Source organism: Bradyrhizobium sp. 199 (assembly GCF_023073355.1).
Classification (GTDB): Bacteria; Pseudomonadota; Alphaproteobacteria; order Rhizobiales; family Xanthobacteraceae; genus Bradyrhizobium.
The window spans coordinates 134,857-157,189 of the sequence record NZ_JADPJI010000002.1 but is presented as its reverse complement, the minus strand read 5'-3'; the positions used below and the strand labels follow the sequence as shown (position 1 = coordinate 157,189).

General features: G+C 62.6%; 21 protein-coding genes. 8 read left to right on the top strand and 13 right to left on the bottom strand.

Annotated elements, in window-relative coordinates; translation table 11 throughout:
• Positions 1-107 precede the first annotated feature (107 nt).
• The 3 genes from IVB28_RS00715 to IVB28_RS00705 all read right to left on the bottom strand — a co-directional run bounded on the left by IVB28_RS00715 (position 108) and on the right by IVB28_RS00705 (position 4,194).
• On the bottom strand, positions 108-2,429 hold the full coding sequence (locus IVB28_RS00715; RefSeq protein ID WP_247524154.1) for a DNA-primase RepB domain-containing protein: 2,322 nt from the start codon (positions 2,427-2,429) through the stop codon (positions 108-110).
• A 1,017-nt stretch (positions 2,430-3,446) separates the two neighbouring features.
• Complete coding sequence (locus IVB28_RS00710; protein ID WP_247524153.1) at positions 3,447-3,656, bottom strand: hypothetical protein; 210 nt, start codon at positions 3,654-3,656, stop codon at positions 3,447-3,449.
• A gap of 94 nt (positions 3,657-3,750) precedes the next feature.
• Positions 3,751-4,194: a TspO/MBR family protein gene (locus tag IVB28_RS00705; protein WP_247524152.1), complete on the bottom strand. Its 444-nt coding sequence runs from the start codon at positions 4,192-4,194 to the stop codon at positions 3,751-3,753.
• Positions 4,195-4,237: 43 nt separating this feature from the next.
• Between IVB28_RS00705 and dinB the strand changes: the two genes are divergently transcribed.
• Both dinB and IVB28_RS00695 read left to right on the top strand, forming a co-directional pair.
• Positions 4,238-5,338: a DNA polymerase IV gene (gene dinB, locus IVB28_RS00700; protein ID WP_247524151.1), complete on the top strand. Its 1,101-nt coding sequence runs from the start codon at positions 4,238-4,240 to the stop codon at positions 5,336-5,338.
• Positions 5,339-5,442: 104 nt separating this feature from the next.
• Entirely contained in the window at positions 5,443-6,855 is a 1,413-nt protein-coding gene (locus IVB28_RS00695) for a HAMP domain-containing sensor histidine kinase (protein ID WP_247525311.1), read from the top strand.
• A gap of 94 nt (positions 6,856-6,949) precedes the next feature.
• On the opposite strand, the gene IVB28_RS00690 is transcribed toward IVB28_RS00695, so the two are convergent.
• The 4 genes from IVB28_RS00690 to IVB28_RS00675 form a co-directional block, all read right to left on the bottom strand.
• The gene (locus tag IVB28_RS00690; protein WP_247524150.1) at positions 6,950-7,243 is read right to left on the bottom strand and encodes a hypothetical protein; all 294 of its coding nucleotides are present in this window, start codon (positions 7,241-7,243) and stop codon (positions 6,950-6,952) included.
• A 388-nt stretch (positions 7,244-7,631) separates the two neighbouring features.
• The gene (locus tag IVB28_RS00685) at positions 7,632-8,372 is read right to left on the bottom strand and encodes a di-trans,poly-cis-decaprenylcistransferase (protein ID WP_247524149.1); all 741 of its coding nucleotides are present in this window, start codon (positions 8,370-8,372) and stop codon (positions 7,632-7,634) included.
• 31 nt (positions 8,373-8,403) lie between these two features.
• Positions 8,404-8,778, bottom strand: a complete 375-nt coding sequence (locus tag IVB28_RS00680; RefSeq protein WP_247524148.1) for a transcriptional regulator — start codon at positions 8,776-8,778, stop codon at positions 8,404-8,406.
• Positions 8,765-9,382 carry a hypothetical protein gene (locus IVB28_RS00675; RefSeq protein WP_247525310.1) on the bottom strand — a complete coding sequence of 206 codons (618 nt, stop codon included), beginning with the start codon at positions 9,380-9,382 and terminating at the stop codon, positions 8,765-8,767. Before IVB28_RS00675 ends, IVB28_RS00680 begins: the two co-directional genes overlap by 14 nt.
• Before the next feature lie 195 nt (positions 9,383-9,577).
• Here IVB28_RS00675 and IVB28_RS00670 point away from each other — a divergent pair, with 195 nt between their 5' ends.
• On the top strand, positions 9,578-10,825 hold the full coding sequence (locus IVB28_RS00670) for a serine protease (RefSeq protein ID WP_247524147.1): 1,248 nt from the start codon (positions 9,578-9,580) through the stop codon (positions 10,823-10,825).
• A 9-nt stretch (positions 10,826-10,834) separates the two neighbouring features.
• Here the strand turns inward: IVB28_RS00670 and IVB28_RS00665 are convergent, their stop codons facing one another.
• Both IVB28_RS00665 and IVB28_RS00660 read right to left on the bottom strand, forming a co-directional pair.
• Positions 10,835-11,110, bottom strand: a complete 276-nt coding sequence (locus IVB28_RS00665; RefSeq protein WP_247524146.1) for a DUF3551 domain-containing protein — start codon at positions 11,108-11,110, stop codon at positions 10,835-10,837.
• Positions 11,111-11,259: 149 nt separating this feature from the next.
• The gene (locus IVB28_RS00660; RefSeq protein ID WP_247524145.1) at positions 11,260-12,234 is read right to left on the bottom strand and encodes a tripartite tricarboxylate transporter substrate binding protein; all 975 of its coding nucleotides are present in this window, start codon (positions 12,232-12,234) and stop codon (positions 11,260-11,262) included.
• A 125-nt stretch (positions 12,235-12,359) separates the two neighbouring features.
• Here IVB28_RS00660 and IVB28_RS00655 point away from each other — a divergent pair, with 125 nt between their 5' ends.
• Both IVB28_RS00655 and IVB28_RS00650 read left to right on the top strand, forming a co-directional pair.
• Entirely contained in the window at positions 12,360-12,779 is a 420-nt protein-coding gene (locus tag IVB28_RS00655; protein WP_247524144.1) for a VOC family protein, read from the top strand.
• Positions 12,780-12,963: 184 nt separating this feature from the next.
• Positions 12,964-14,544 carry an AMP-binding protein gene (locus tag IVB28_RS00650; RefSeq protein WP_247524143.1) on the top strand — a complete coding sequence of 527 codons (1,581 nt, stop codon included), beginning with the start codon at positions 12,964-12,966 and terminating at the stop codon, positions 14,542-14,544.
• Positions 14,545-14,639: 95 nt separating this feature from the next.
• Here the strand turns inward: IVB28_RS00650 and IVB28_RS00645 are convergent, their stop codons facing one another.
• The 3 genes from IVB28_RS00645 to IVB28_RS00635 all read right to left on the bottom strand — a co-directional run bounded on the left by IVB28_RS00645 (position 14,640) and on the right by IVB28_RS00635 (position 18,926).
• Entirely contained in the window at positions 14,640-15,734 is a 1,095-nt protein-coding gene (locus tag IVB28_RS00645; protein WP_247524142.1) for an HD domain-containing phosphohydrolase, read from the bottom strand.
• A gap of 421 nt (positions 15,735-16,155) precedes the next feature.
• Positions 16,156-18,438: a molybdopterin cofactor-binding domain-containing protein gene (locus IVB28_RS00640; protein WP_247524141.1), complete on the bottom strand. Its 2,283-nt coding sequence runs from the start codon at positions 18,436-18,438 to the stop codon at positions 16,156-16,158.
• Positions 18,435-18,926, bottom strand: coding sequence for a (2Fe-2S)-binding protein (locus IVB28_RS00635; protein WP_247524140.1), 492 nt, complete (start codon positions 18,924-18,926; stop codon positions 18,435-18,437). The genes IVB28_RS00640 and IVB28_RS00635 overlap by 4 nt, the downstream gene beginning before the upstream one ends.
• A 357-nt stretch (positions 18,927-19,283) precedes the next feature.
• Between IVB28_RS00635 and IVB28_RS00630 the strand changes: the two genes are divergently transcribed.
• From IVB28_RS00630 to IVB28_RS00620, 3 genes are all read left to right on the top strand, one after another.
• Positions 19,284-20,048, top strand: a complete 765-nt coding sequence (locus IVB28_RS00630; RefSeq protein ID WP_247524139.1) for an alpha/beta fold hydrolase — start codon at positions 19,284-19,286, stop codon at positions 20,046-20,048.
• 24 nt (positions 20,049-20,072) lie between these two features.
• Complete coding sequence (locus tag IVB28_RS00625; protein ID WP_247524138.1) at positions 20,073-20,408, top strand: hypothetical protein; 336 nt, start codon at positions 20,073-20,075, stop codon at positions 20,406-20,408.
• A 158-nt stretch (positions 20,409-20,566) separates the two neighbouring features.
• Positions 20,567-21,241: a dienelactone hydrolase family protein gene (locus IVB28_RS00620; RefSeq protein ID WP_247524137.1), complete on the top strand. Its 675-nt coding sequence runs from the start codon at positions 20,567-20,569 to the stop codon at positions 21,239-21,241.
• Between the two features lie 117 nt (positions 21,242-21,358).
• Here IVB28_RS00620 and IVB28_RS00615 read toward each other — a convergent pair whose 3' ends face one another.
• Positions 21,359-22,105, bottom strand: a complete 747-nt coding sequence (locus tag IVB28_RS00615) for a polysaccharide biosynthesis/export family protein (protein WP_247524136.1) — start codon at positions 22,103-22,105, stop codon at positions 21,359-21,361.
• Positions 22,106-22,333: the final 228 nt, after the last annotated feature.

Genomic DNA, 22,333 nt, shown 5'->3' with positions numbered 1-22,333 from the left:
CTCCGGCGTTTTTGCGTTCTTTTGGGTGGTGCCATCCATCACCGGGTGACCACCGGAATGGATGACGGCGGCATTCGCCTCGGCTTATGCGGTCACCCGGTGATGGATCAGTGCACCGTGGACAGCTTATAGCGTCCACCCATTCCTCCAGGTCCTAGACGCTCCTTCCCAACATTAACGACCTGCCCGGTCCCACTAATTAGTCGTGTTAGAGCCTGATCCACAGTCCGCGTGTCAGCTTGCTTTACTCCCGGCTTCCGCAGTAGCTCGGCGTTCTTCAATCCGTCTTCGTCCCTGCACTGTCTGATGGCTTCTATGATGGCGTTGCAAAGGGCTTCGAACGGGCTACCCGACATGAAGCGCTCTGCACCATCTTCGACCGTCTTGATTGAGCGCAAAACAATCCCGAACGCCCATTCCAAATCATCAACAGTAACCATCGGGCGCTTAGAATCGCGAGAAATTGCTCGGATCGTCGCCAGCTTGCTAGTGTGGTCTCCAGCTCGGTTGACGATCTGGCCACGCCTTTCGTCAGCGAGCGCCACCTGAAGTGCCCAGTCTCTGATTTGATCTAAGCGTAGCGCCGCCTCGTCATTGAACCAACGTACAACCAAGTAGTTGGGCTTCTTATAGGGATCGGCTATGACCTTCCCCGCGAAAGTGCCTCCTTCCACATTGACGGCATCTAATAGATGATCAACGAGTTGCCGTGGTACTTCAGGGTACCCGTTGATTCGCTGACGTTGAGGTGGCTGATCGACCGCAACAACGTTCAACCTAGCCATAAAGCCACTAGCGAACGCATCATCCTCCAATCCTTCATAGAACGTAGGCGGTGTAGTTGCGCCAAGGACAGACAGGGTAGGCCATATGATCTTCGGCTTCGGCTCTTTACCATTTGCAGCGTCCGATGCTCGCACCTTAGCCACCCAAGGCGATGTAGCGGACGAATACAACTCCAGTAAGGCTTTGCGCCTAGCCCTCAGATATGAGTCGGAATTTCGGCCCGAAGCCCCCAAAAAGATTCCCATTTCATCGAGGGGCAACACCTGGCAGGCGTTCTGCCGGAGTATGACTTCAATCGCCGAGTCCGAAGCCACATCGTTTGGACCTACTATGTGTCCCATGTCGATTGCGTCCGCAATTTGTGCAAGTGCTTTCAGAGGTCGGTCCTTGCCAAAGCCGGAGCCTGCAACGTTTGCGATGTAAAGATTCAGACCAAGCCCATCGGGAGTCAGGAATCGACGCCCAAACATCGCCGCGTGCAACGCAAGGGCAGATGTGATTGCGAACTCGGGGATCGGTGACGGCGATGTATCATGGACAAAATTTGCAACGTCCGTGATAAGGCCGCCCGGCTTCAACAACTGGAAAGGCTTCGGATCAAAGGTGGGTGGCGTCAGAAATGGGGGACGAGCGTGCGGAACCGTCACCTGCGCAGCAACAAACGCTTTCCCCGCCTCCGCATCCCTCTCTTGTTGTTTCTCTTTTTCAGCCGGATACTTGCGCCAGATTCGCTCGATATCTTTGATCATACGCTTGTCAGACTCGTACTTCTCTGCCCACGCGCCTAGCCGCTCGCAGCAAACGGCTTTTGTCTCATCCAAAGATAGCTTTTCGAAGTGAAGCTGCTCGACAATCCGCGCAAGATGGTCCGATCGATTGGGTTGCCCATCGCTCAAAAGGTGCGCGCGTGCAATATCCGTCAATCGGTGCCATACTTCCGTCGGCTCGATCTTGCCACCGACGCCAGCCTCACCGACTTTGATTTCGGACTCCTCGACGTATTCGCGGAGCGCCGCAGTAAGCGTGGCGGCGCCGTAGACTGCCCCCCTGAATGGCTCCCGCATCAATACCGGGCACGCTTCAGCACTCCGCCCACGCGCAAGCTTCGTCTTTGTTGGCCAATTCAACGTACCAGGAACGCGCCACAGATGCGAGATATCAGCCGTGCCATGATCGGAGTTGCTGGCCTTCTTCAGCGCGATGGCGAGTGGCTTGGCCTCTTCAGGTGACAGAGGTTTATCAAACAGGATCGCTTGCTGAGAATTGCCTGGTGAGGTCTCGATTACATAGCTGGGCACAATCGGCATTTCACCGACCTTGCCTGTGTCTACGTCCATATCAGCAACGAGACCAAGCACTGCGGTAACATCGGCTTCGCCGCCCTTCTTCCCGCGTGGCAGATCACGACGCATCACGCAAAGGGGCATGTAGACATTTGCGCCTTGCGTGTCGATGTGGGCGCTTACCGCATCGACGGTGCTACTAACGTCCCCGACTTCGTGGTGAGTCACGACGCCAGATTGCCCTTCATGGAATGCGCATACGACGAGTTTTCCGTTTAGCCCGTGCGCGAGCTTGTGGATAGAAGAGACGAATGCAATGACAGCTTCGTTCCGAGCCGCAGTTTGGTTGGCGGACAGCAATCTCTTGTCATGTTGCATAACCGGTACCATTTCGCTTGCCTTATTGCGAACTCGGTTGATTCTGAGCATCGCCTAGAGAAACGCTGTATAGGTGCCGCAACGACAGCTTGCTGGCGAATTCTGAACTACCCAGCTTTCTGTTTGAGAATGAACGAAGATGCTCGCTGCAAGCGGGAGGAAAAATGAGGATAGAAGTCCCGGCTGTGTTGCATTGCACCGCCCAAACAATGTTGTTCGAAGCTATGGACGGCTGGCGGAACCATCACAGACAAGACGTTCGACGCGCCTACCGCCTATTGCGGCACGTTCTTGTAAAACGGCTAGGGCATTGGAAGGCCGACCACATAACCGTGACGTTCGGCCTCTCAAGCGATTATCTTAATGAGCGCAATTCCGAAGTGGTCCGCAGATTGGATTTCTTGACGAGTCGGCCTTTCCGCGAAGTGGCCAAGGAGTTAGTTGCACGTAATAATTGGCAGATGGTGCGAATTGCAGAGCCTAGAAGAGTCGAACGGATAGCTATTGTGTTGCGCAATCGGAGTGAGCTTCTGAACAGCAACGCAGACCGTCCGTTGTCTAGAACAAAAGCTTTCAAGATATTGTCGGAGGAAGGAGGTCTAGGGGAGGACAACGTAAAGCGCATTGCATATCAACAGCCCAGGGTCGCTACTAGCAAGCGAAGCCGAAAAGGAGGAACAAGCGGGCGACTGAATGTGCATAAGAAAAGTGGAGATATCTTCACTGGCTAATCAGGACCGGCGAGGTGAGGTGTGAGACCATCGAATCTGTCGCATGGCATTGTTTCGCTTTTATCCACGCTAGCTCGCCTTCTGCGTCACACTCCTGTCACAACACCGGCTGCGAAGCAGCGGGTTGCGGCCCGGCCTCCTTTGCGGTACCATTGATTTTGCAGCGATTTTTCGTGTTGCTGGATAGAGCGTTGCCCTCCGAAGGCAAAGGTCACACGTTCGAATCGTGTCGGGTGCGCCAGCCTTGTCGCCGTTTTCACATCGGCGCCTATGTCAGCATCGTGACAATCGCCTGGATCTGACTGGACGCCGATGTCACCAGCCCCTCATACGACGTCTGGCCGTGTGCGGCCGCCTTCAGGATGCATTCGGCGACCGCCGCTTTCAGACCGAATACCGACTGATCGGCCGGTACGCTCGCCATCACGGTCTCCAGTGCCTGACGCATCGTCTGAATGAGCTCGGAGCTATATTGCATTGGCTGTCCTTCGCAGGCTGATATTAGATCGCCTCACCATGCTTTCCACTCACAAGCCTGAGACTGCTCTTTGATCAGCTCTGGACTAAACGTCTCAATTCAAACGCCAGATCGCCGCATTGAGTACGCCGGCAAAGGCGACCCAGGCTGCGTAGGGCACGAACAATGCGGCGGCTAATCTGTCTCGTGACATCTCAAGACCGATGTAGGTCACGATCGCGACGAATAGGCCAAGGAGGATGGCGAGTGCGGCCCCAATCTGGTGCATCGTGAACATGACCGCCGACCAAGCAAAGTTCAGAGCGAGTTGCGCGGCCCAGGCCAGCATCGACTTGCCCCTGGGTTCACGGCGAAAGGTCAGCCAACCTGCAATTGCGATCATGATGTAAAGGATGGTCCAGGCCACCGGGAACGCCCAGTTCGGCGGAACGAAGCCCGGCTTGGCAAGTGCGGCATACCATTCTCCCGGCAGATTGGCCGCGCCGATCAGCCAGCCGATGCCGACCACGCCCACAACGAAGACCAACAGCTGCAGCATCCCTCACCTCGCGCTTCTCTTCGCTCAACTATATCATCTTTCCATGAGTGATTCCGAGATGGTGGCCGGCGAGGCCTCGCCGGTGCGCAAGATCATCCATATCGACATGGATGCGTTCTATGCGTCGGTGGAGCAGCGCGACAATCCGGAGCTGCGTGGGAAGCCGGTTGCAGTGGGGGGCTCCGCGGAGCGCGGCGTCGTCGCGGCCGCCAGCTATGAGGCCCGCAAATTCGGCGTTCGCTCCGCCATGCCGTCAGTGACGGCGAAGCGGCAATGCCCCGATCTGATCTTCGTCAGGCCGCGCTTCGAGGTCTACAAGGCGATCTCCAGGCAGATCCGCGAGATCTTTGCCGAGCACACGCCCGTCATCGAGCCGTTGTCGCTCGACGAAGCGTATCTGGACGTCACCAACAACCTGCAAGGCATCCCGCTGGCGCGGGACATCGCGCTGCGGATCCGCGAGACGATCAAGGCCGAGACGAGCCTCAACGCGTCGGCTGGCATCTCCTACAACAAGTTTCTGGCCAAGCTCGCCTCCGATCATCGCAAGCCCAACGGTCAGTTCGTGATTTCGCCGGAAATGGGACCCGCCTTCGTCGAGATGCTGCCCGTCGGCAAGTTCCACGGGATAGGCCCCGCGACGAGCGCGAAGATGAACGCGCTCGGCATGTTCACCGGTCTCGACATCCGCAATCAGTCGCTGGAGTTCATGAATGCGAATTTCGGCAAGTCGGGCGCCTATTATTACTGGATCTCACGCGGCGTCGACGAGCGGCCGGTCCGGGCCGACCGAATTCGCAAGTCGATCGGCGCGGAGAACACGTTCTCGACCGACCTCGACGCATTCGACGCGCTGGCCGCCGAGCTCAGGCCCCTCGTCGACAAGATCTGGCGCCATTGCGAGGCGACCGACAATCGCGGCCGCACCGTCACGGTGAAGATCAAGTTTGCCGACTTCGAGATCATCACGCGCAGCAGGTCGGTCCTGGCGCCGGTTGCGAGGCGAGACGATCTGGAGCGGCTGGCCCTCGGCCTGCTCGAGATCGAGATGCCGCTGCCCAAGCGCGTCAGGCTGCTGGGCGTCTCGCTGTCCGCGCTCCAGGCTGGCGGCGAGCCGGAGCCACAGCTGACGCTGGGCATCTGACGAGGCAGGCGGGCTCCCCGGCCGAACGCGACAATCTTATCCGCGACGCGGCTCAAAACCTGTCGTAGAGACACAAAGCATGATTTTTCGTGATTGACGCTGGAATGCTTAGCTTATTGATCCGCCTCGGACTGCGCTTCGAAGACCGCATCGAGGAGCGCAGGTTTGTCGACCAATATGTCCGAGGCAGCCTCGGCTGGACGCAGATCGCGATGCTGCTCGGCGCGGCCACCTATGCCGGCTACACGCTCTGGGATTGGGTGCTCTATCCTGAAGTGGTTCCCACCACGCTCGCGATCCGCGGTGGCACCGCCCTGTTTATCCTGCTGCCGCTGACCGCGCTGCTGTCGCGGCGAAGGATGAAGCCATGGGCCGAGACGATATTCCTGGTTTATTGCGTCATTCCCGGCTGCATTCTGCCGAGCATCTATCTGGTCTTACCGTCCGGGTTCACCTTTGCCGCGCCCGGCATGATGATGATCATCCTGTTCGTCTCGACGATGCTGCCGTTGCGGATCGGCTCGCTGGTGATTTTCTGCCTGCTCTCGTCGGTGGCATTGCTGGTCGCGGAAACGTTCGCGGAGGGGGTGCCGGCGGGCTTGAGCTTCATCAATCACTCTCTCGTCGGCAACGCTTACGCCTTGTCACTCTATGCCGTGGCCGCCCGCGAATACCGGGCGCGGCGACAGTTCCGGACATCCGAGGCACTGCAACGCGAAAAGGAGCGGTCGGAGAAATCGCTGCGCGACCTGCGCGCAACCCAGGAGCAGCTCGTTCAGGCAGAGAAGCTCGCCTCGCTCGGACAGTTGGTGGCTGGCGTCGCTCACGAGGTCAGCACTCCCCTCGGGCTCGCTTTGACGACTTCGACAACCATGCAAGCCGACCTGCAAACGATGGCGGACGCCTTGAGCGCCGCTGCGGTCCGGCGATCCGATCTGACCAAGGGCATCGACAGGCTCAAGCAGGGGCTAACCCTGACCTTCGACAATCTGCACCGCGCATCCGAGATGGTACATAGCTTCAGACAGGTTGCGGTGCATCAAGCCGACGAGGACCGGCGCCGTTTCGAGCTGAAGGTTTGGCTGTCGGAGTTGATGTCCAAGCTGGGGCCGTTGCTGTCGCATCATGGCCTGACGGTCGAGGTCGAATGTCCTGCAGGGATCACGCTCAACAGCTATCCCGGAGCACTGGCACAGGTGATCAGCAATCTCGCTCTCAATACGGCCGGCCACGCCTACCCCGGCAAGTCAGGCGGCCGCTTTGTCATCACCGTCAGCCAACCGGACTCGAAATCGGTTCGCCTCGTCTGCGCCGACGACGGCGTCGGAATTCCCGGCCACTTGCAGGCGCACATCTTCGACCCGTTCGTGACGACAAGTCGCGAGAAGGGCAATGCAGGTCTAGGGCTGCACATCGCGTTCAATCTGGTCACCTCGTCGCTCAACGGGCGCTTGCGACTAGAGAGCAAGAGGAGCCCAGGCACTCAGGTTGCAATCGAGCTTCCGCTCGAAGCCTAAGTCCCGCCTCGGCAGAGAGCGATCGCAGGTGCGCGACCAGCGGCGGCGGGATTTGTCAGACCCGCCACTACCCAAGTCGAGCCGCGCGGGCCGTTCAATGCCTGACGTGCTCGAACACCACGATCACGCCGGTCGGCTCGGGATCGTGCGCCATCAGGCGCGTCAGGTCGGAATCGCCCCAATCGGCAAGACTGACGACTTCGCCGCTCTCGCGATCGGCGCCGAGCGTTGGCGTCGGCTCGAGGACCTTGAGACCGATTTCGTCGACGAAGAAGGTATGCTCGCCGAACATGCTGTTGAGCTGCGGCATGGCCGGATGTTCGTCGGGCAGCACCTGAGCGCCGAGTTGGCTGACGGTCTGCTTCACCTGTTCGGTTGTGAGCTTCATGAGCTGCTCCGTTTCTGTCACCGGTTTCATTGGCCCGACGGGAGCGCGCGTTCCCTGCGCCTTTGTCCGCCTGGCTCAACTCCGAACAGGCGCTGCGCACAAATGTTCCTGCGAAACGTATTTCGTGATCGCGCACCACATCCGCCGCGCTCGCGGCACGAGATCGCCACAAGATGCACACGAACTGTCCGCGGGCTGGGCTCATCGGCGGCCCGCTACTCGCTGCGGTTTTCGCCCACCGACAGCGCGCAGACGCGTGACAGACATGCGTGATGTTTTCGGCAGGTGCTGGGACTTGCACACCTAGCCGAAGCCGCGCACCGGGCGCTTGGACATTGCCGCCAATCATGTGACTGAAAACGAACAGCTCGCTTTCATGTGCCGCGCGTCACACACGAGAGAGCGACGGCACCTCCTCTGGCATGATCGCCTGAAGTCCGCCGAAGCGCCGCTCGCGACCATGGAAGGAGGCCAGGGCGGCAGCCAAATCGCTCGCATCGAACTCGGGCCACATCCGCTCGGTGAAGTGCAACTCGGCATAGGCGCCTTCCCAGAGCAGGAAGTCCGACAGCCGCTTTTCACCGGAGGTGCGAATGATGAGGTCGACGTCGCGCAGGCCCGCTTCGCCGGTGACGAGCTGTGAGAAGGCTTCGCGGGTTATGCTGGTGAGCGCGGCGGCCTTTGCCGCGGCATTGAGGATGGCGTCGCGCGCGGAATAGTCGACCGCGATGCGCAGATGCAGCGTGCTGCCTCGCGCGGTGGCTTTCTCAGCGCGCGCAATCGCGGTGGCAATGCCTTCCGGCAGGCGATCGCGGCGGCCGATCACAGTGAGGCGCACACCGTTCTTGACCAGGCTCTGCACCTCATTGGCGAGATAGAAACGCAGCAGGGTCATCAACGCGGCGACCTCGGCCTTGGGCCGCCGCCAATTGTCGGTGGAGAAGGCGTAGAGCGTCAGCGTGCCGATGCCCTGCTTGGGCGCGGCCTCGACGATACGGCGGATCGTCTCGACGCCCGCCTCATGGCCGCGCACGCGCGACAGGCCGCGCCGCGTCGCCCATCGTCCGTTGCCGTCCATGATGATGCCAACATGAAGCTTCTCGCCGCGGGACGTAAGATCACTTTGCATAGCAAAGTCTCCGGTCAAAAAAGGGGGAGGATCAGGTCGAGGCGATACCGAGACGACCGAGCGGCGGCGCCTCGCGGCCGGCGGCCTTCGCAGCGTCGCGCACCAGGCGCTCGAGCACGGCGAGATAGTCGAGGAAACGGCGGCGACCGGCCTTGGTGAGGCGGCAAGTGGTGTGGGGGCGGTTGCCCTCGTAGCCCTTGGTCATCTCGACGAGGCCGGCCTCCTGGAGCACGGCAAGGTGCCGGCTGAGATTGCCGTCGGTGAGCCCGCACAGTTGCTTGAGGTCGGCGAATGCCAGCCCCTTTGGATGCGCTATCAGCGAGGTCAGAAGCCCGAGCCTCGCCTTCTCGTGGATCACACGGTCCAGTCCTTCGTAAGAGAAGGGTGCGCTGTCAGTCTTCGACATCATGATCTCCTGATGCGACATGCAGAATGCCCGCCATCATCGACTGCCCGATCACGAAGGGCAGGCCCATGCTCCATGGCGACAGCGTGTGGGTCTGGCTCGCAAGCACCACCACGGCGAAGCCGGACACGAAATACCAGGCGCCGGCGAACGCGACGGTGCGCGGCAACGAGTGGACGGAGGCAAAAATGCCGAGCGACACCAGGATCTGCCACAGGCCCGGGAGCAGCCACAGCGTCTCGCTTGCGAACTTCCACATCACCACCGCGAGCAGCACACCGGCAACGCCTGCGGGCAGGAACTGCTCGACCGCCTGGTGGATCATGGCGTCGGCCAGGCCCGAATGATGACGGCGCGATCGCGCGCGCATTTCGATCCCGATCATCAGGCCGGAGAGCGCGGCGGCGACGAACCAGCCGAAGAAGAAGCCGAGCGGCTCACTGGTGGGATCGCCCAGCAGCCAGAATTGCAGGATCGCGGTGAGCAGCGCAACCGCGCCGGTCGCGGCCATCGTCGCCGGGCCGTAACCGCGAAAGGCCGTGCCGGCCGCAATCTGGCTGCGGATCGTCACGATGTCGGCCAGTGCCTTGTCGAGATCGCGTATTGGCAAGGCCAAGCCCCGCTCCCAAGCTTGCCGGGGCTGTCTGCCCCGTTACTTTGTACCGCAAAGTATATAGGATTGCAAAGTAAGTGCAAGCCCGAAAGCCCATCGCGAGGATTGCCATCGGGGCGAACAACTGCCGGTTGCGCAGCCCCAGCTCCCGCAGATAAGATATGCAAAAGCGTTCCGGGGGCTGGTATGTGGCTTAAGTCATTAATCGTCGCGTCTTTATTGCAAGTGGGCATGGCCGGCATCGCGCATGCGAAAGGACCATTCGGCAGCGTCAATGTCGGCAATTGGATCGGCGGCGCCTTCAGCAACGACGAGACGGGCGCCTTCTCCCATTGCGCGGCGACGACGCCCTATTCGAACGGCGTCATCCTCGTCGTGAGCCAAAATGCCGCCGGCACCTGGTCGCTCGCCTTTGCGAGTCCCAGCTACCGCTTCAACACGGGCGAGAACGCCGCGATCGACGTCACCTTCGACGGGCAGGAGCAAGCCAGGCTGTACGCTACGGCATATCAGTCCAACATGCTCACGGCCGTCATGCCACTCAATGTCGTGCGCACGTTTCAGAAGGCGAGCCTTATGGTGGCGACAGCCGGCCGCGCCGTTCTGAATTTCGATCTGACATCGACCGGGCCGGTCATCGCGGCATTGGCCAATTGCGTGAGCAAGGTGAAAGCCGACGGCCTCGACAAGGCTGGCGACTTCACCAAGGTTGCAGCGAAGCCCCCAGTCGCCGGCGACAAGCAGGCTGCGCCTCCCGCCAAGCCGGGACGAACCGGGACCTTCACCGGCACCGGCTTTGTGGTCAGCCCCACCGGACATATCGTCACCAACAGCCACGTCATCGAGGGCTGCACCGGAGATATCAAGGGCAATCTCGCCGGCGAGGCCGCGATGGTGCTGCGGGTCGTCTCCAGCGACGCGATAAATGATCTCGCGCTGCTGCAAGCGCCGGCGACAACAGCATTCAAGGATTTTGCGAAGATCCGCGACCGCTCGATGCATTCCGGCGATTCCGTGGTGGCCATCGGCTTCCCGCTGCACGGCTATCTCAGCTCTGACCTGACCGTGACGACGGGGATCGTCAGCTCACTCAGCGGCTTTCGCAATCATACGGGACGTTTGCAGATCAGCGCGGCAGTTCAAGCGGGCAACAGTGGAGGCCCCTTGTTCGACATGTCCGGCCAAGTCGCAGGCGTCGTCGTTGCCAAGCTCAACGCGCTCAGGATGATCAAGGAGACCGGGCAGCTGACCGAGAACATCAATTTCGCGATCAAGACCGGCGCGCTGCGCGACTTCCTCGACAATTCCGTGGTGCGCTATCAGACCGCAGAGCCCAAGGGTGACCTGAAGACCACCGACATCGCCGCTAGCGCCCGCGCCTACACGATGCTGATCTCATGCACCGGCACGGAGCAGGCGGACGCGAAGCGGTAAATCGCTCCTCTAATACGGCGCGACCGGCCGCGCGCGCCGCTGCGGGCGTGGTTGCGGCTGCACCTCGCCGTAGGAGAAGCGAGGGTTGCGATCGCAGTACAGCAGCCGGCCGGACACGCTGGCCTGGCACTGTTCATAGGTGCTGTAGGTGCATTCGCCGGGATAATCATAGTCGCCGCCCTGGGCGCACCATGGATAGTCGCGCGCGGCTGCCGGCGTGACGGTGGCGATGCCGCCCAGAACCGTCGCGCCGAGCGTCAGCAGCACAAATTGCGTCTTGCGCATGATCCAATTCCTCTCTGGTTGGCACGAGATTCAGCGCCATCTCTCATCAGGTTTCGCGGCGTCGTTTTATTCCAGGTCAACGAAACAAAGAACGCAAGAAAAAAGCCCTGCCGGACGGCAGGGCTCCTATCCTCACAATCACAACATCGCTACTCGACCTTCAGGCCGGCGAATTCGACGACCTTCTTCCACTTCTCGGTCTCGGCCTTGATCTCCTCGCCGAACGCCTCGGGTGTCTGCGCGCGTGGCTCGCCGCCGAGCTCCACCAGACGCTTGGCCATATCGGGCTCTTTGATCACCGCGTTAACCTCGGCGTTGAGCTTGGCGATGATCTCCTTCGGCGTATTCTTCGGCGCGCCCATGCCGAACAGCGCGCTGGCCTCGTAGCCCTTGACGGTGTCGGCGATCGGCTGGATATCAGGCAGCTGCGGCGAGCGTTCCGTGGTGGTGACGCCGATGGCGCGAAGCGAGCCGGAGCGGATGTGCTGGATGATCGAAGGCATGTTGTCGAAGATCACCTGCACCTGGCCGGCCAGCATGTCGGTGATCGCGGGCGCCGCGCCGCGATAGGGCACGTGCTGCATCTTGCAGCCGGTCATGGCCATGAACATCTCACCGGACAGATGCACCGAGGTGCCGTTGCCAGACGAGGCCATGTTCACCTTGCCGGGATTGGCCTTCACATATTCGATGAACTCGGCGACGTTCTTGGCCGGCACGTCCTTGTTGACGGTCATCACGTTCGGCACGCGCTGGAACGAGGCGACGGGAGCGATGTCCCGCACGAAGTTGAACTTCAGATTGGTGTACAGCGAGGCGTTGATGTAGTTGGCCGGATTGACCAGCTGCAGCGTGTAGCCGTCGGGCTCGGCATTGATGACCGATTCGGTGGCGATATTATTGCCGGCACCCGGCTTGTTCTCGATCACGAATTGCTGGCCGAGCCGTTCCGACAACCGCTGGCCGATCAGCCGCGCCAGGATGTCCGTGGCCCCGCCGGGCGGATAACCGACCACCCATTTTACCGGCCGGGCCGGATAATCGGCAGCAAGAGCCTTCGACAGCGGGGTGGCTGCAAGCGGAGTGGCGGCGAGCAGGCCCAGCGCGGTACGGCGAGTGATCATCTCAAGGGTTCTCCCAACGTGTTGTTCTTGAAGCCGGATAGCTTGAAAGTGGCGTCGACACGGTTGTAACAAAGCTTGCCGCAGGCGGAAAGTGCGCGGGGCGCATCACGACGAAAGGATAAGGCATGCCGGTCAAGGTCGAGGCCCTCGATCATCTCGTGATCAATGTCGCCGACGTCGCGGCAACCGCGGACTGGTACCGCAGGATTCTCGGCATGGAAGTCAAGGTGTTCGATCCCGGCGGCGGCAAAGCGCCGCGGACGTCACTCGTCTTTGGTAACCAGAAGATCAACGTCCGGCCGCGCGATGCCGACAAGGTGGAGTGGTTCACCGCGGACCACCAGACCGCCGGCAGCGAGGATCTCTGCTTCCTCACCTCTGCTGCGCCCGACGAGGTGGTGGCGCATCTGCAGGCACACGGCGTCAAGATCGAGGAAGGCCCGGTTCCCAGGCAGGGCGCACGCGGCACGCTGCGCTCGGTCTACTGCCGGGATCCGGATGGCAGTTTGATCGAGATTTCGTCGTATGAGGACGGCGGCCGGTAAGGCCAAGCGGCCTGCCCCACGCGCCGTCCTTGCGAGGCGCCCTTGCGACGAAGCAATCCAGATTGTCCCCGGGGAGGGATTCTGGATTGCTTCGCTGCGCTCGCAATGACGGCGGAGAGAGCAGGAAGACGCAATAAAAAAAACGCAGCCGCCAGCAAGATGCGGGCTGCACGGGGAGGGACACATGCCTGTTCAACAGACCGCAGCCGGAATCGTCGGCCCATTCGACGGACTTGACGTGCCCTGGCTCTTGAGGATGCGGGCCGAGGTGCGCAGCTCGCATCCATTCTTGATCTGGGCGCCGTTCGATGCGCCGGCGCGGCGCTGGAGCTATGGCGAATTTCACGAGCGGGTCGGCGCGCTCGCGGCGGGGCTGGCGCAACGCGGCATCAAGCCCGGCGAATATGTGCTCATTCATCTGGACAATTGCATCGAGGCGATGCTGGCCTGGTTTGCCTGCGTCGAACTCGGCGCCATCGCGGTCACCACCAACACGCGCTCGGCGCCGGCCGAGATCGCGTATTTCGCGGATCATTGCGGCGCAGTCGCCGCGATCACGCAGCCGGCCTATGCGGAGATCGTCGCGCAGAACTGCCGCAACATCCGCTGGATGGCGGTGACCTCGCATGATGCGGGCACCGCACCTACGCTGGGCGTTTCGCGCGGCGACAGCTTTGAATCGCTATTCGCCGACAGCGCCGATCGTCCGAAACGCGGGACCGATCCGCTCGCGCCGTGCAGCGTGCAATACACCTCCGGCACGACGTCGCGTCCCAAGGCGGTGCTATGGACCCATGCAAACGCATTGTGGGGCGCCAAGATCAACGCCGCGCACGAGGACCTGCACGCCGCCGACGTTCACCAGGCCTATCTGCCGCTGTTCCACACTAACGCGCTCGCCTATTCCATGCTGGCGACGCTGTGGGTCGGCGCCACCTGCGTGATCCAGCCGCGGTTTTCCGCGAGCCGGTTCTGGGGCGTCGCGCGCGAGCACGGCGCGACCTGGACCTCGACGATTCCGTTCTGCATGAAGGCACTGCTCGAGCAGGAGGTTCCGAAAGATCATAAGTTTCGCCTGTGGGGCTCGGCGATCAACGAGCCGCCCGCCTTTGCCGCCTTCGGCGTCAAGGTGATCGGCTGGTGGGGCATGACCGAGACCATCACCCACGGCATCATCGGCGAGGTCGACCAGCCCAACATCCCGATGTCGATCGGCCGCGCCGCGAGCGAATATCAGATCCGCATCACCGACGACGACGGCCGGCCGACGGAAGTCGGCGGCACCGGCAATCTCGCGATCAAGGGCATCCCCGGCCTGTCGCTGTTCGCCGAATATCTGCACAACGAGAAAGCGACGCGCGAGAGCTTTGACGAGCGCGGCTTCTTTCTTACCGGCGACCGCGTCGAGCGTCTCGCGAACGGCTACATCAAGTTCGGCGACCGTGCCAAGGATATGCTGAAGGTCGGCGGCGAGAACGTCGCGGCTTCCGAGATCGAGCAGGTCATCGCGCTCGTATCAGGCGTGCGCGAGGCCGCCGTGGTGGCGAAGTCGCATCCGATGCTGGACGAAGTGCCTGTCGTCTTCATCATTCCGCAGGGCGGGGTCGCGGGCGCTGCGCCCGACCTGCATGATCGCGTGATGGCCGCCTGCCGTACCGGCCTCGCGGACTTCAAGGTGCCGCGCGAGATCAGGTTCGTCGACGACATGCCGCGTTCGACGCTGGAGAAGGTCGCGAAAGCGGAGTTGAGGAAGATGGTGGGGTAAATTGTCTGTCGTTCCGGGACGATGCGAAGCACCCAGCCCGCAAGCTCGAGATTCCGCGTTCGCGCTTCGCACGTCCCGGAATGACTCCTCAAAAATCAAAACGAGCCCAACGCCACGGGGCGGAAGGCCTGCAGCAGCTGCTGGTCGAGTTTGCCGCCCATGCCTTCCATCATCGCGAACGCGCGCGAATGCGTGAAGGGCATGCGATAGGCGCGTTTCTCGACCAGCGCGGCGTAGATGTCGACGATCGTCGTCACCCGCACGATGTCGCTGATCTGGTTCGACGACAGGCCGTTGGGGTAACCGGAACCGTCGAGGAATTCATGGTGATGCAAGACGACGTCGAGCATCTCCGGCGGAAAGCCGCCTTGGGCCGCGAGCGCGTCATAGCCGCGGCGCGGATGCTGGCGGACCTCGGCCATCTCCTCGTCGGTGAGCTTGCCGGGCTTGTCGAGCAGGGCGGAGGGAACGAAGGCCTTGCCGACGTCGTGCAGCAGCGCGGCGCGGGTCAGGCGGCGCTGGTCGTCCTCGCGCATGCCGAGATGCTGCGCGAAGGCGACGGCGAAGCCGGTGACGAACAGGCAGTGACGATAGCTGCCGACATGGTGGCAGCCCACCGTGGTGAGCCATTCGCGCAGCGAGGAGTGCTTGATCGCCTTCAGGATCTTGGTTTCCGCGGCGATGACGTCGTCGAAGGTCAGGGCCACGCCGAGCGGAAGCTTCTCGAACATCTTCTTCAGCACCGCATGCGCCGCATCGACCCCGCGGTTGAGCGTCTTGCCGCGATCGGTCGCGTCGTAGGCGGCGGTGTCCGGGAAAGCGGCGCGGATGCGCTGAAGAATGGCATCGGCCTGAAGCGGCCGCGAGATCGTGTCAGTGGCGCCGAGCGCCCACGCCTGCATGGTGCCGTGATGCAGGGCGTCGGCGAGCACGAACAGCCGCGGCATCGACCGATACGCATCGCCGCGCAGCTTGTTGCGCACCCGCTGCACGCTTTCGGGCGAGCGCAGGTTGATGTCGACCACGAGGCCGGAGAGATCGCGCGCCGGCTGAGCGGGAATTGCCTCGGTCGACACCGTCGAGACCTCGCCGACTGTTTTCAAAATGCTGGCAAGCTCGGTGCTCTCGTCGCTCCGGTCGGAGGCGAGCAGAAGCCGGCGTTTGGCGGCGGTTTTAGCTAGCGCGTTCATGACTTCCCCAAAACATGGGACTGGATTTGGCGGCAGACTAAGCCGGATCAGGTTCTCTGGCCCTTAAGAGGCGTGCTCAATGGAACCTTGGGGGATCAGTTGCAATTTTAGGGATTTTGGGTTCCGGGGGGCTCCGGACCAAAACCGCAAAAACAACCCCATGCACAGTAGACGGGCCATTGATGGATAAGGGAAATTTCGGGCGCTCTCGCCCCACGCTCCGCTGTCGTCGCCCGGCTCGACCGGGCGGCCCAATACGCCGAAACGGCGCGGCTGGGACCGAGGAGCCGCGGCGTGCTGTATGCCCCCGCTTTCGCGAGGCATGACAGCGAGATCGTGGAGGCGGTGTACCATGGACAAAACAAATCCGCCGGAGGCTGCCCCCCCGGCGGATCATGTCAGGTCACAATCGTAACCAGCCTTACGCCTTCATGCTCGCCTTCACGGCCTCCGCCGTGATCGGCAGTGCCCGCACGCGGGCGCCGCTCGCCTTGAAGATGGCGTTGCCGATGGCGGGGGCGACCACCGTCACCGCGGGCTCGCCGACGCCGGTGGCCTTCTCGCCATTTGCGATCACGGCAATCGCGACCTCGGGCATCTGGCTCATCCGCAAGGGCGTGTAGCTATCGAAATTGGTCTGCTCGATGCCACCGTCCTTCAACGTTGCCTTCTCGTACATCGCCAGCGACAGGCCCCACAGCGCCGCGCCCTCGACCTGGGCACGGATGTTGTCAGGATGCACCTGGGTGCCGACGTCGGTTGCCACCGTGAGCTTCTTCACGGTCACCTCGCCCGATGGCGCCACCGCGACATGGGCGACGCACGCCGTCCAGCTCGCGGTCGCACGCTCCTGCGACGACACGCAGGCAACGCCCATGCCCTCGCCTTTCGGCAATTGCCTGGAGCCGTAGCCCGACAGTCCCATCGCGGCCAGCAGCGTGTTGCGCAGCCGCTGCGCGCCGCCGTCGTTCTTGCCGGCGCCGTCGAGCAGCGAGATGCGGAACTGCGCGGGATCCTTGCCCGTGGCAGCCGCGATCTCGTCGATCATGCTTTCGACCGCCCAGAAGGTCCAGCCCGGCGCCACCGAGCGGAGCTGGCCGGACGGCGTGGCGTTGTGCGCCATCTCGTTCTTGATCGCGCGCACATAGTGGTTGGGCACGGTGTAGAAGAAGTCGGCGCCATTCACCGTGAAGCTATCGAGCGGCCCCTTCTTGTCGACCGAGGGCGTCAGGAAGTCGGGGATTCCCCAGCGCTGAGTTGGCCAGGCCGAGACCACGTCGTGGCTGAGCGCGACCAGCTTGCCGTCGCCGTCTACGCCGGCCTTCACTTTCTGGTAGGTGAGCGGACGCGAGAAATCCATCGTCATGTCGTTCTCGCGCGTGTAGATCACCTTCACCGGCTTGCCGATCGCCTTCGCCGCCTGCACCGCCGGAATCATCATGTCGGCATCGAGACGCCGGCCGAAGCCGCCGCCCAGCCACATCTGGTGCATGACCACGAACTTCGGATCGATCCCGGCTGCGCCTGCCGCAATCGCTCCGGAGCGCGTCGCAAACTGGTTGCCGGAATAGATGTGCAGGATGTCGCCCTTGAACTCCGCAGTAGCATTCATCGGCTCCAGCGGCGCGTGGATGTTGATGCTGGTGGTGTACTCGGCCTCCACCACCCTTGCGGCCGAGCCGAACGCCGCTGCGGGATCGCCGTCCTTGACGAAGAACTGACCGGAATCCTCCAGCTTCTGAAGCCGCTTGGCCTCCTCGAGCAACGATTCGCTCGACACCTTCGCGTTCGGACCGCCGTCATAGGCGATCTTGAGCGCCTGCGCCGCCTTCTTGGCGTTGGCATAGGTGCCGGCCACCGCGACGACCCAGCCGGACGTCGTTCCGGTTTTATCGTCGAGGGTGACGGCCTTGATGAAGCCCGGCACCTTCTTCGCCGCGCTGTCGTCGACCGATTTCACCGTCGCGCCGAAGCGCACCGGCGGGGTAACCACCGCGCCATAGGCCATGCCTGGCAGCATCACGTCGATGCCGTACTTCGCCGTGCCGTTGGTCTTGGAGGGGATGTCGAGCTGCGGGACCGAGACGCCGATCATGGTGTACTGATCCGGCGTCTTCAGCTTGATCGCCTTCAGCTCGTCCGGCGTGAAGGTCTTGGTCGCCTTGCCGCTCTTGACGATGTCGGCGAACGACATCTGCTTCTTCGACTTCGGATGCACGATCATGGAATCGCGCACCACGAGCTCCGCGGCCGGCACGCCCATCGCGGCGGCCGCGCCTTCCGTCAGTGCCATGCGGCCGGCAGCGCCCGCGCGGCTCATCGCCTCGAAGTTCATCATCGTCGACCAGCTGCCGCCGGTGATCTGCGCGCCCAAAACGGGATCGTTGAACTTCGGATCGTTGGAGGCGAGATTGACCCGCATGTCGCTCCATTTCGCGCCGAGTTCCTCGGCAACGATCTGCGCCATGGTGGAGGCGATGTGCTGGCCCATGTCGGCCTTGCCGCAGGTCACGGTGACCAGGCCATCGGGCGCGATCGCGTACCAGACGCTCGGCTCGAAATTCGAGGGCGCAGCGAGCGCTTCGCCGATGCCGGGGAGGCCGGCGTAGCCCAGCACGAGGCCGGCCGCGGCGCTGCCGACGAGGAAGGAACGGCGGCTGAGATCGGTCGTCTCAGGCGTGACGTTTTTCACGTGCCGGTTCATGTGGGCCTCCGTTCGTTGGAGGTGGCCGATGCGGTGCGCATCTCGGATGCGGCGCGCATGATCGCTTTCTGAATCCGCGAATAGGTCATGCAGCGGCAGAGATTGCCGTCCATATGCGCGACCACTTCTTCCTTGGACGGATTGGGATTTTTCGACAGCAGCGAGGCTGCCTGCATGATCTGCCCGGACTGGCAATAGCCGCATTGCGGCACCTGCTCGGCGACCCACGCCTTCTGCAGGGGATGATCGCCCTTGGCGGAGAGGCCTTCGATGGTCGTGATCTTCTTGCCGGCGACATCGCCGACCATGGTCTGGCACGAGCGCACGGCTTCACCGTTGACGTGAACGGTACAGGCACCGCAAAGCCCGGCACCGCAGCCGAATTTGGTGCCGGTCATCTGCAATTGCTCGCGGATTGCCCAGAGGAGCGGCGAATCGTTCGCCGCATCCACGGACATACTCCGTCCGTTGATGGTGAGAGTTGGCATAGGCGTCTTCCCCTGCCGGTGCGTGAAGCCGCTTACGGCGGCAACTTCAATGACGGACGCCCACCGGGCCGGCGCCAGCCTTGGCCGCAAGCATGATCGGGTTCGCGTGCCGTGGCAAATGCAATTTGGAACGAGTCGAAACAGACCACCTCTGCACCTGCTCGTTGTGCGCCGCGCCAACGGCCCCGACGTAGCGACTGGACGCAACAGGTGCGCGCCCCACATGTGTGCCATCGCGCTGAGGCAGTTTCTTCCAGGTAACTCGGCAGGCTAGGGTGAGGAGCTGCGGGCCAGGTGTGCCTTCTTCCCTTGCGGGAGAAGGTGCCGCGGTGAGATAAAAAAGTTAGGGCGGACACTATGCCAAGGATCGATCGGGACGGCGTCAGTATCTACTACGAGGTTCACGGCGAGGGGCCGCCGCTGCTGCTGACCCATGGCTATTCCTCGACCTCGGCGATGTGGCATGGGCAGGTGGATGCGCTGGCAAAGGACCACAAGCTGATCCTGTGGGACATGCGCGGCCACGGCCAGTCTGACTATCCCGACGATCCCGCCGCCTACAGCGAAGCGCTCACGGTCGGCGACATGGCGGCGATCCTCGATGCCGTCGGCGCCGACCGCGTCATCATCGGCGGACTGTCGCTCGGGGGCTACATGTCTCTCGCCTTCGCTCGCGCGCATCCAAAACGGATCCGCGCGCTGCTGATCATCGACACCGGCCCGGGCTTCAAGAAGGACGATGCGCGCGAGGCCTGGAATGCGCGTGCACTGGCCACCGCCGACAGGCTCGACCGCGAAGGCCTCGACGTCCTGAAATCGGCAACGCGTGAGCGCGCCGCCGCCAGTCATCGCAACGCCAAGGGACTGGCCCTCGCCGCACGCGGCATGCTGACCCAGCGCGACGCCCGCGTGATCGAGCTGCTCCCCAACATCGAGGTGCCCTGTCTGATCGTGGTCGGCGCCGACGACACGCCGTTCCTCGCCGCGTCCGACTACATGGCCGCAAAAATCCCCGGCGCACAAAAGATCGTGATCCCCGCGGCCGGTCACGCCGTCAACATCGATCAGCCCAAGGCTTTTGTTGACGCAGTCGCGCCTTTCCTGAAGAACTTGCCGGTATAGGCCGATCAAGCAAGGACGTTGGCAATGAAGCGGGCGATGCTGGCTACGGCCACGATGTTGCTGTCGATATCTGCGCAGGCCGAACCATTCGGCACCACGCCGTCGCGCCAGCCCTTTGTCGCAACCTTGTCGAACAACACGCCGCTCGCCTTCGGCATGGACGCCGAGCAGACCGCCCGCGCCCTCGGGCAGCCGCTGCAATATGTGCGCGGGGGTCCCGGCAACGAAATCTATCTCGCCCTGCGCAACATCGGCGGCAGCCGCTTGATCCCCTACCGCCACCGCCTGTTCCTGCAATTCCGTCACGGACGGCTGGCAGGATGGAAAGAGGATTACGGCGAGAACTGGATGTGGGAGTAGGTTTATCTCCTCATGGTGAGGAGCGGCGTAGCCGCGTCTCGAACCATGCAGGCCCGGCTGAAGCGTCATGGGCCTCTATCCTTCGAGACGCGCGCAAGGGCGCGCTCCTCAGGATGAGGGGAGATTAGAATTCGTAACAACCAAGAAGGGCAACCCGCGTGGGACAAGACATCAAATTGACGGCGTCCGACAATTTCCAGTTTGGCGCCTATCGCGCCGATCCCTCGGGCGCGCCGCAGGGCGCGGTGGTGGTGATCCAGGAGATCTTTGGCGTCAATCACCACATCCGCTCGGTTTGCGATCGCCTCGCCGGCGAAGGCTATGTCGCGATCGCGCCGTCGATCTTCGACCGCACCGCGCCGGGCTTCCAGTCGGGCTATTCGCCTGACGAGATCGCGGAGGCGCGCAAATTCGTTGCCAACCCGGATTGGGCGGCGATGCTGCGCGACACGCAGGCGGCGATCGATATAGTCAAGAGCGTGGGCCCGGTCGGCATCATCGGCTTTTGCTTGGGGGGCAGCATCGCCTTCCTCGCGGCGACACGATTGACCGGCCTGGCAGCCGCGATCGGCTATTACGGCGGCGCGGTCGTGCGCTTTGCCGACGAGACGCCCAAAGTGCCGACGCAGCTGCATTTCGGCGAGAAGGACGCCGGCATCCCCTTGACCGACGTGGAGACCATCAAGGCGAAACGGCCGGATTTGGAGGTCTTCGTCTATCCGGGCGCCCAGCACGGCTTCCATTGCGACGAGCGGGCGAGCTACGACAAGGCCAGCGCCGACATCGCCTGGCCGCGCAGCATGGCGTTTTTCGCGAAGCATTTGGCGAAGTAGCGCGTCTGTCTCCATCGTCATTCCGGGATGCGCCACGAAGCGGTGCAGACCCGGAATCCCGAGATTCCAGGTCTGGTGCCAGCACCGTCCCGGAATGACGAAGTACGTCGTACTTCGTCAGAACCAGCGCTCGCCGACGAACACGGTGTCGCCGGGGTTCAAGGGGGTGCCGAGCGGCACTATGGCGCGCATGGAGCCGCCATTCTCGGTGTGCGTGACGGTGACCACGTCGCGCTTGGCCCGCGGCGAGAAGCCGCCGGCGATCGCGACCGCGCTTTCGACGGTCATGTTCGGCACGTAGGGATACTGGCCGGGCGCCGTGACTTCGCCGAGAATGAAGAACGGGCGATAGGCCTCGATCTCCACGGCGACCGAGGGTTCGCGGATATAGCCGTTGCGCAGGCGCGCGGCGATCTCGCCGGCAAGACCGGCCGTGGTGCGGCCGCGTGCCGGCACCGCGCCGATCAGCGGCATGGTGATGGAGCCGCCGGCATCGATGGCGTAACTGTTGGTGAGGCCTTCCTGGCCGTAGACCACGACGCGGAGCTTGTCGCCGGCATCGAGATGGTAGGAGGCGTCATAGCGCATCGGAGCCGCCATCGGCGCGGCGTAGCCGACCGGCATGGGTGCAGGCGAAGCGGCAAAGGAATTGCTGAGAGCCGCGATGGCGCCGCCACCGCTACTGGCGACGACGACCGGCTGCGGCGCGCCGTAGGGCTGGCCATAGGCCATGGAGTCGAGATCGGCGCGCGGCTGCATCACCGCGACAGGGCCGGCGGTCTGCATGCAGCCGCCAAGGGTCAGCGCGGCGGACGCTGCCAAAGACGCCAAGTTCGACCATCGAAACGCGCGTGCAACCGGCACCGGACCTATCCCTCGAAACGAGACGGCTCCAGTGATGCACCGATTATGGTTAATAAAGCGTTGAGCGGCGTTTACCCTCCCTTGGAGGGCAGGACTATCGCATTTGGTATTTGTCACGAGCTGAGCGCGCGCCTCGTCGTTCGAGACGACCGTTTCGCGGTCTCCTCACGATGAGGCTAAGCGGCACCGAGCCCGTTGGAACTGCTGCCAGACACTCGGTCCTCATCC

Coding starts and splice junctions, on each gene's coding strand:
- IVB28_RS00710 (WP_247524153.1), bottom strand. CDS start 3,656: ATGCAATATAGCTCCGAGCTCATTCAGACGATGCGTCAGGCACTGGAG.
- IVB28_RS00705 (WP_247524152.1), bottom strand. CDS start 4,194: ATGCTGCAGCTGTTGGTCTTCGTTGTGGGCGTGGTCGGCATCGGCTGG.
- dinB (WP_247524151.1), top strand. CDS start 4,238: ATGAGTGATTCCGAGATGGTGGCCGGCGAGGCCTCGCCGGTGCGCAAG.
- IVB28_RS00695 (WP_247525311.1), top strand. CDS start 5,443: ATGCTTAGCTTATTGATCCGCCTCGGACTGCGCTTCGAAGACCGCATC.
- IVB28_RS00690 (WP_247524150.1), bottom strand. CDS start 7,243: ATGAAGCTCACAACCGAACAGGTGAAGCAGACCGTCAGCCAACTCGGC.
- IVB28_RS00685 (WP_247524149.1), bottom strand. CDS start 8,372: ATGCAAAGTGATCTTACGTCCCGCGGCGAGAAGCTTCATGTTGGCATC.
- IVB28_RS00680 (WP_247524148.1), bottom strand. CDS start 8,778: ATGTCGAAGACTGACAGCGCACCCTTCTCTTACGAAGGACTGGACCGT.
- IVB28_RS00670 (WP_247524147.1), top strand. CDS start 9,578: ATGTGGCTTAAGTCATTAATCGTCGCGTCTTTATTGCAAGTGGGCATG.
- IVB28_RS00665 (WP_247524146.1), bottom strand. CDS start 11,110: ATGCGCAAGACGCAATTTGTGCTGCTGACGCTCGGCGCGACGGTTCTG.
- IVB28_RS00660 (WP_247524145.1), bottom strand. CDS start 12,234: ATGATCACTCGCCGTACCGCGCTGGGCCTGCTCGCCGCCACTCCGCTT.
- IVB28_RS00655 (WP_247524144.1), top strand. CDS start 12,360: ATGCCGGTCAAGGTCGAGGCCCTCGATCATCTCGTGATCAATGTCGCC.
- IVB28_RS00650 (WP_247524143.1), top strand. CDS start 12,964: ATGCCTGTTCAACAGACCGCAGCCGGAATCGTCGGCCCATTCGACGGA.
- IVB28_RS00645 (WP_247524142.1), bottom strand. CDS start 15,734: ATGAACGCGCTAGCTAAAACCGCCGCCAAACGCCGGCTTCTGCTCGCC.
- IVB28_RS00640 (WP_247524141.1), bottom strand. CDS start 18,438: ATGAACCGGCACGTGAAAAACGTCACGCCTGAGACGACCGATCTCAGC.
- IVB28_RS00635 (WP_247524140.1), bottom strand. CDS start 18,926: ATGCCAACTCTCACCATCAACGGACGGAGTATGTCCGTGGATGCGGCG.
- IVB28_RS00630 (WP_247524139.1), top strand. CDS start 19,284: ATGCCAAGGATCGATCGGGACGGCGTCAGTATCTACTACGAGGTTCAC.
- IVB28_RS00625 (WP_247524138.1), top strand. CDS start 20,073: ATGAAGCGGGCGATGCTGGCTACGGCCACGATGTTGCTGTCGATATCT.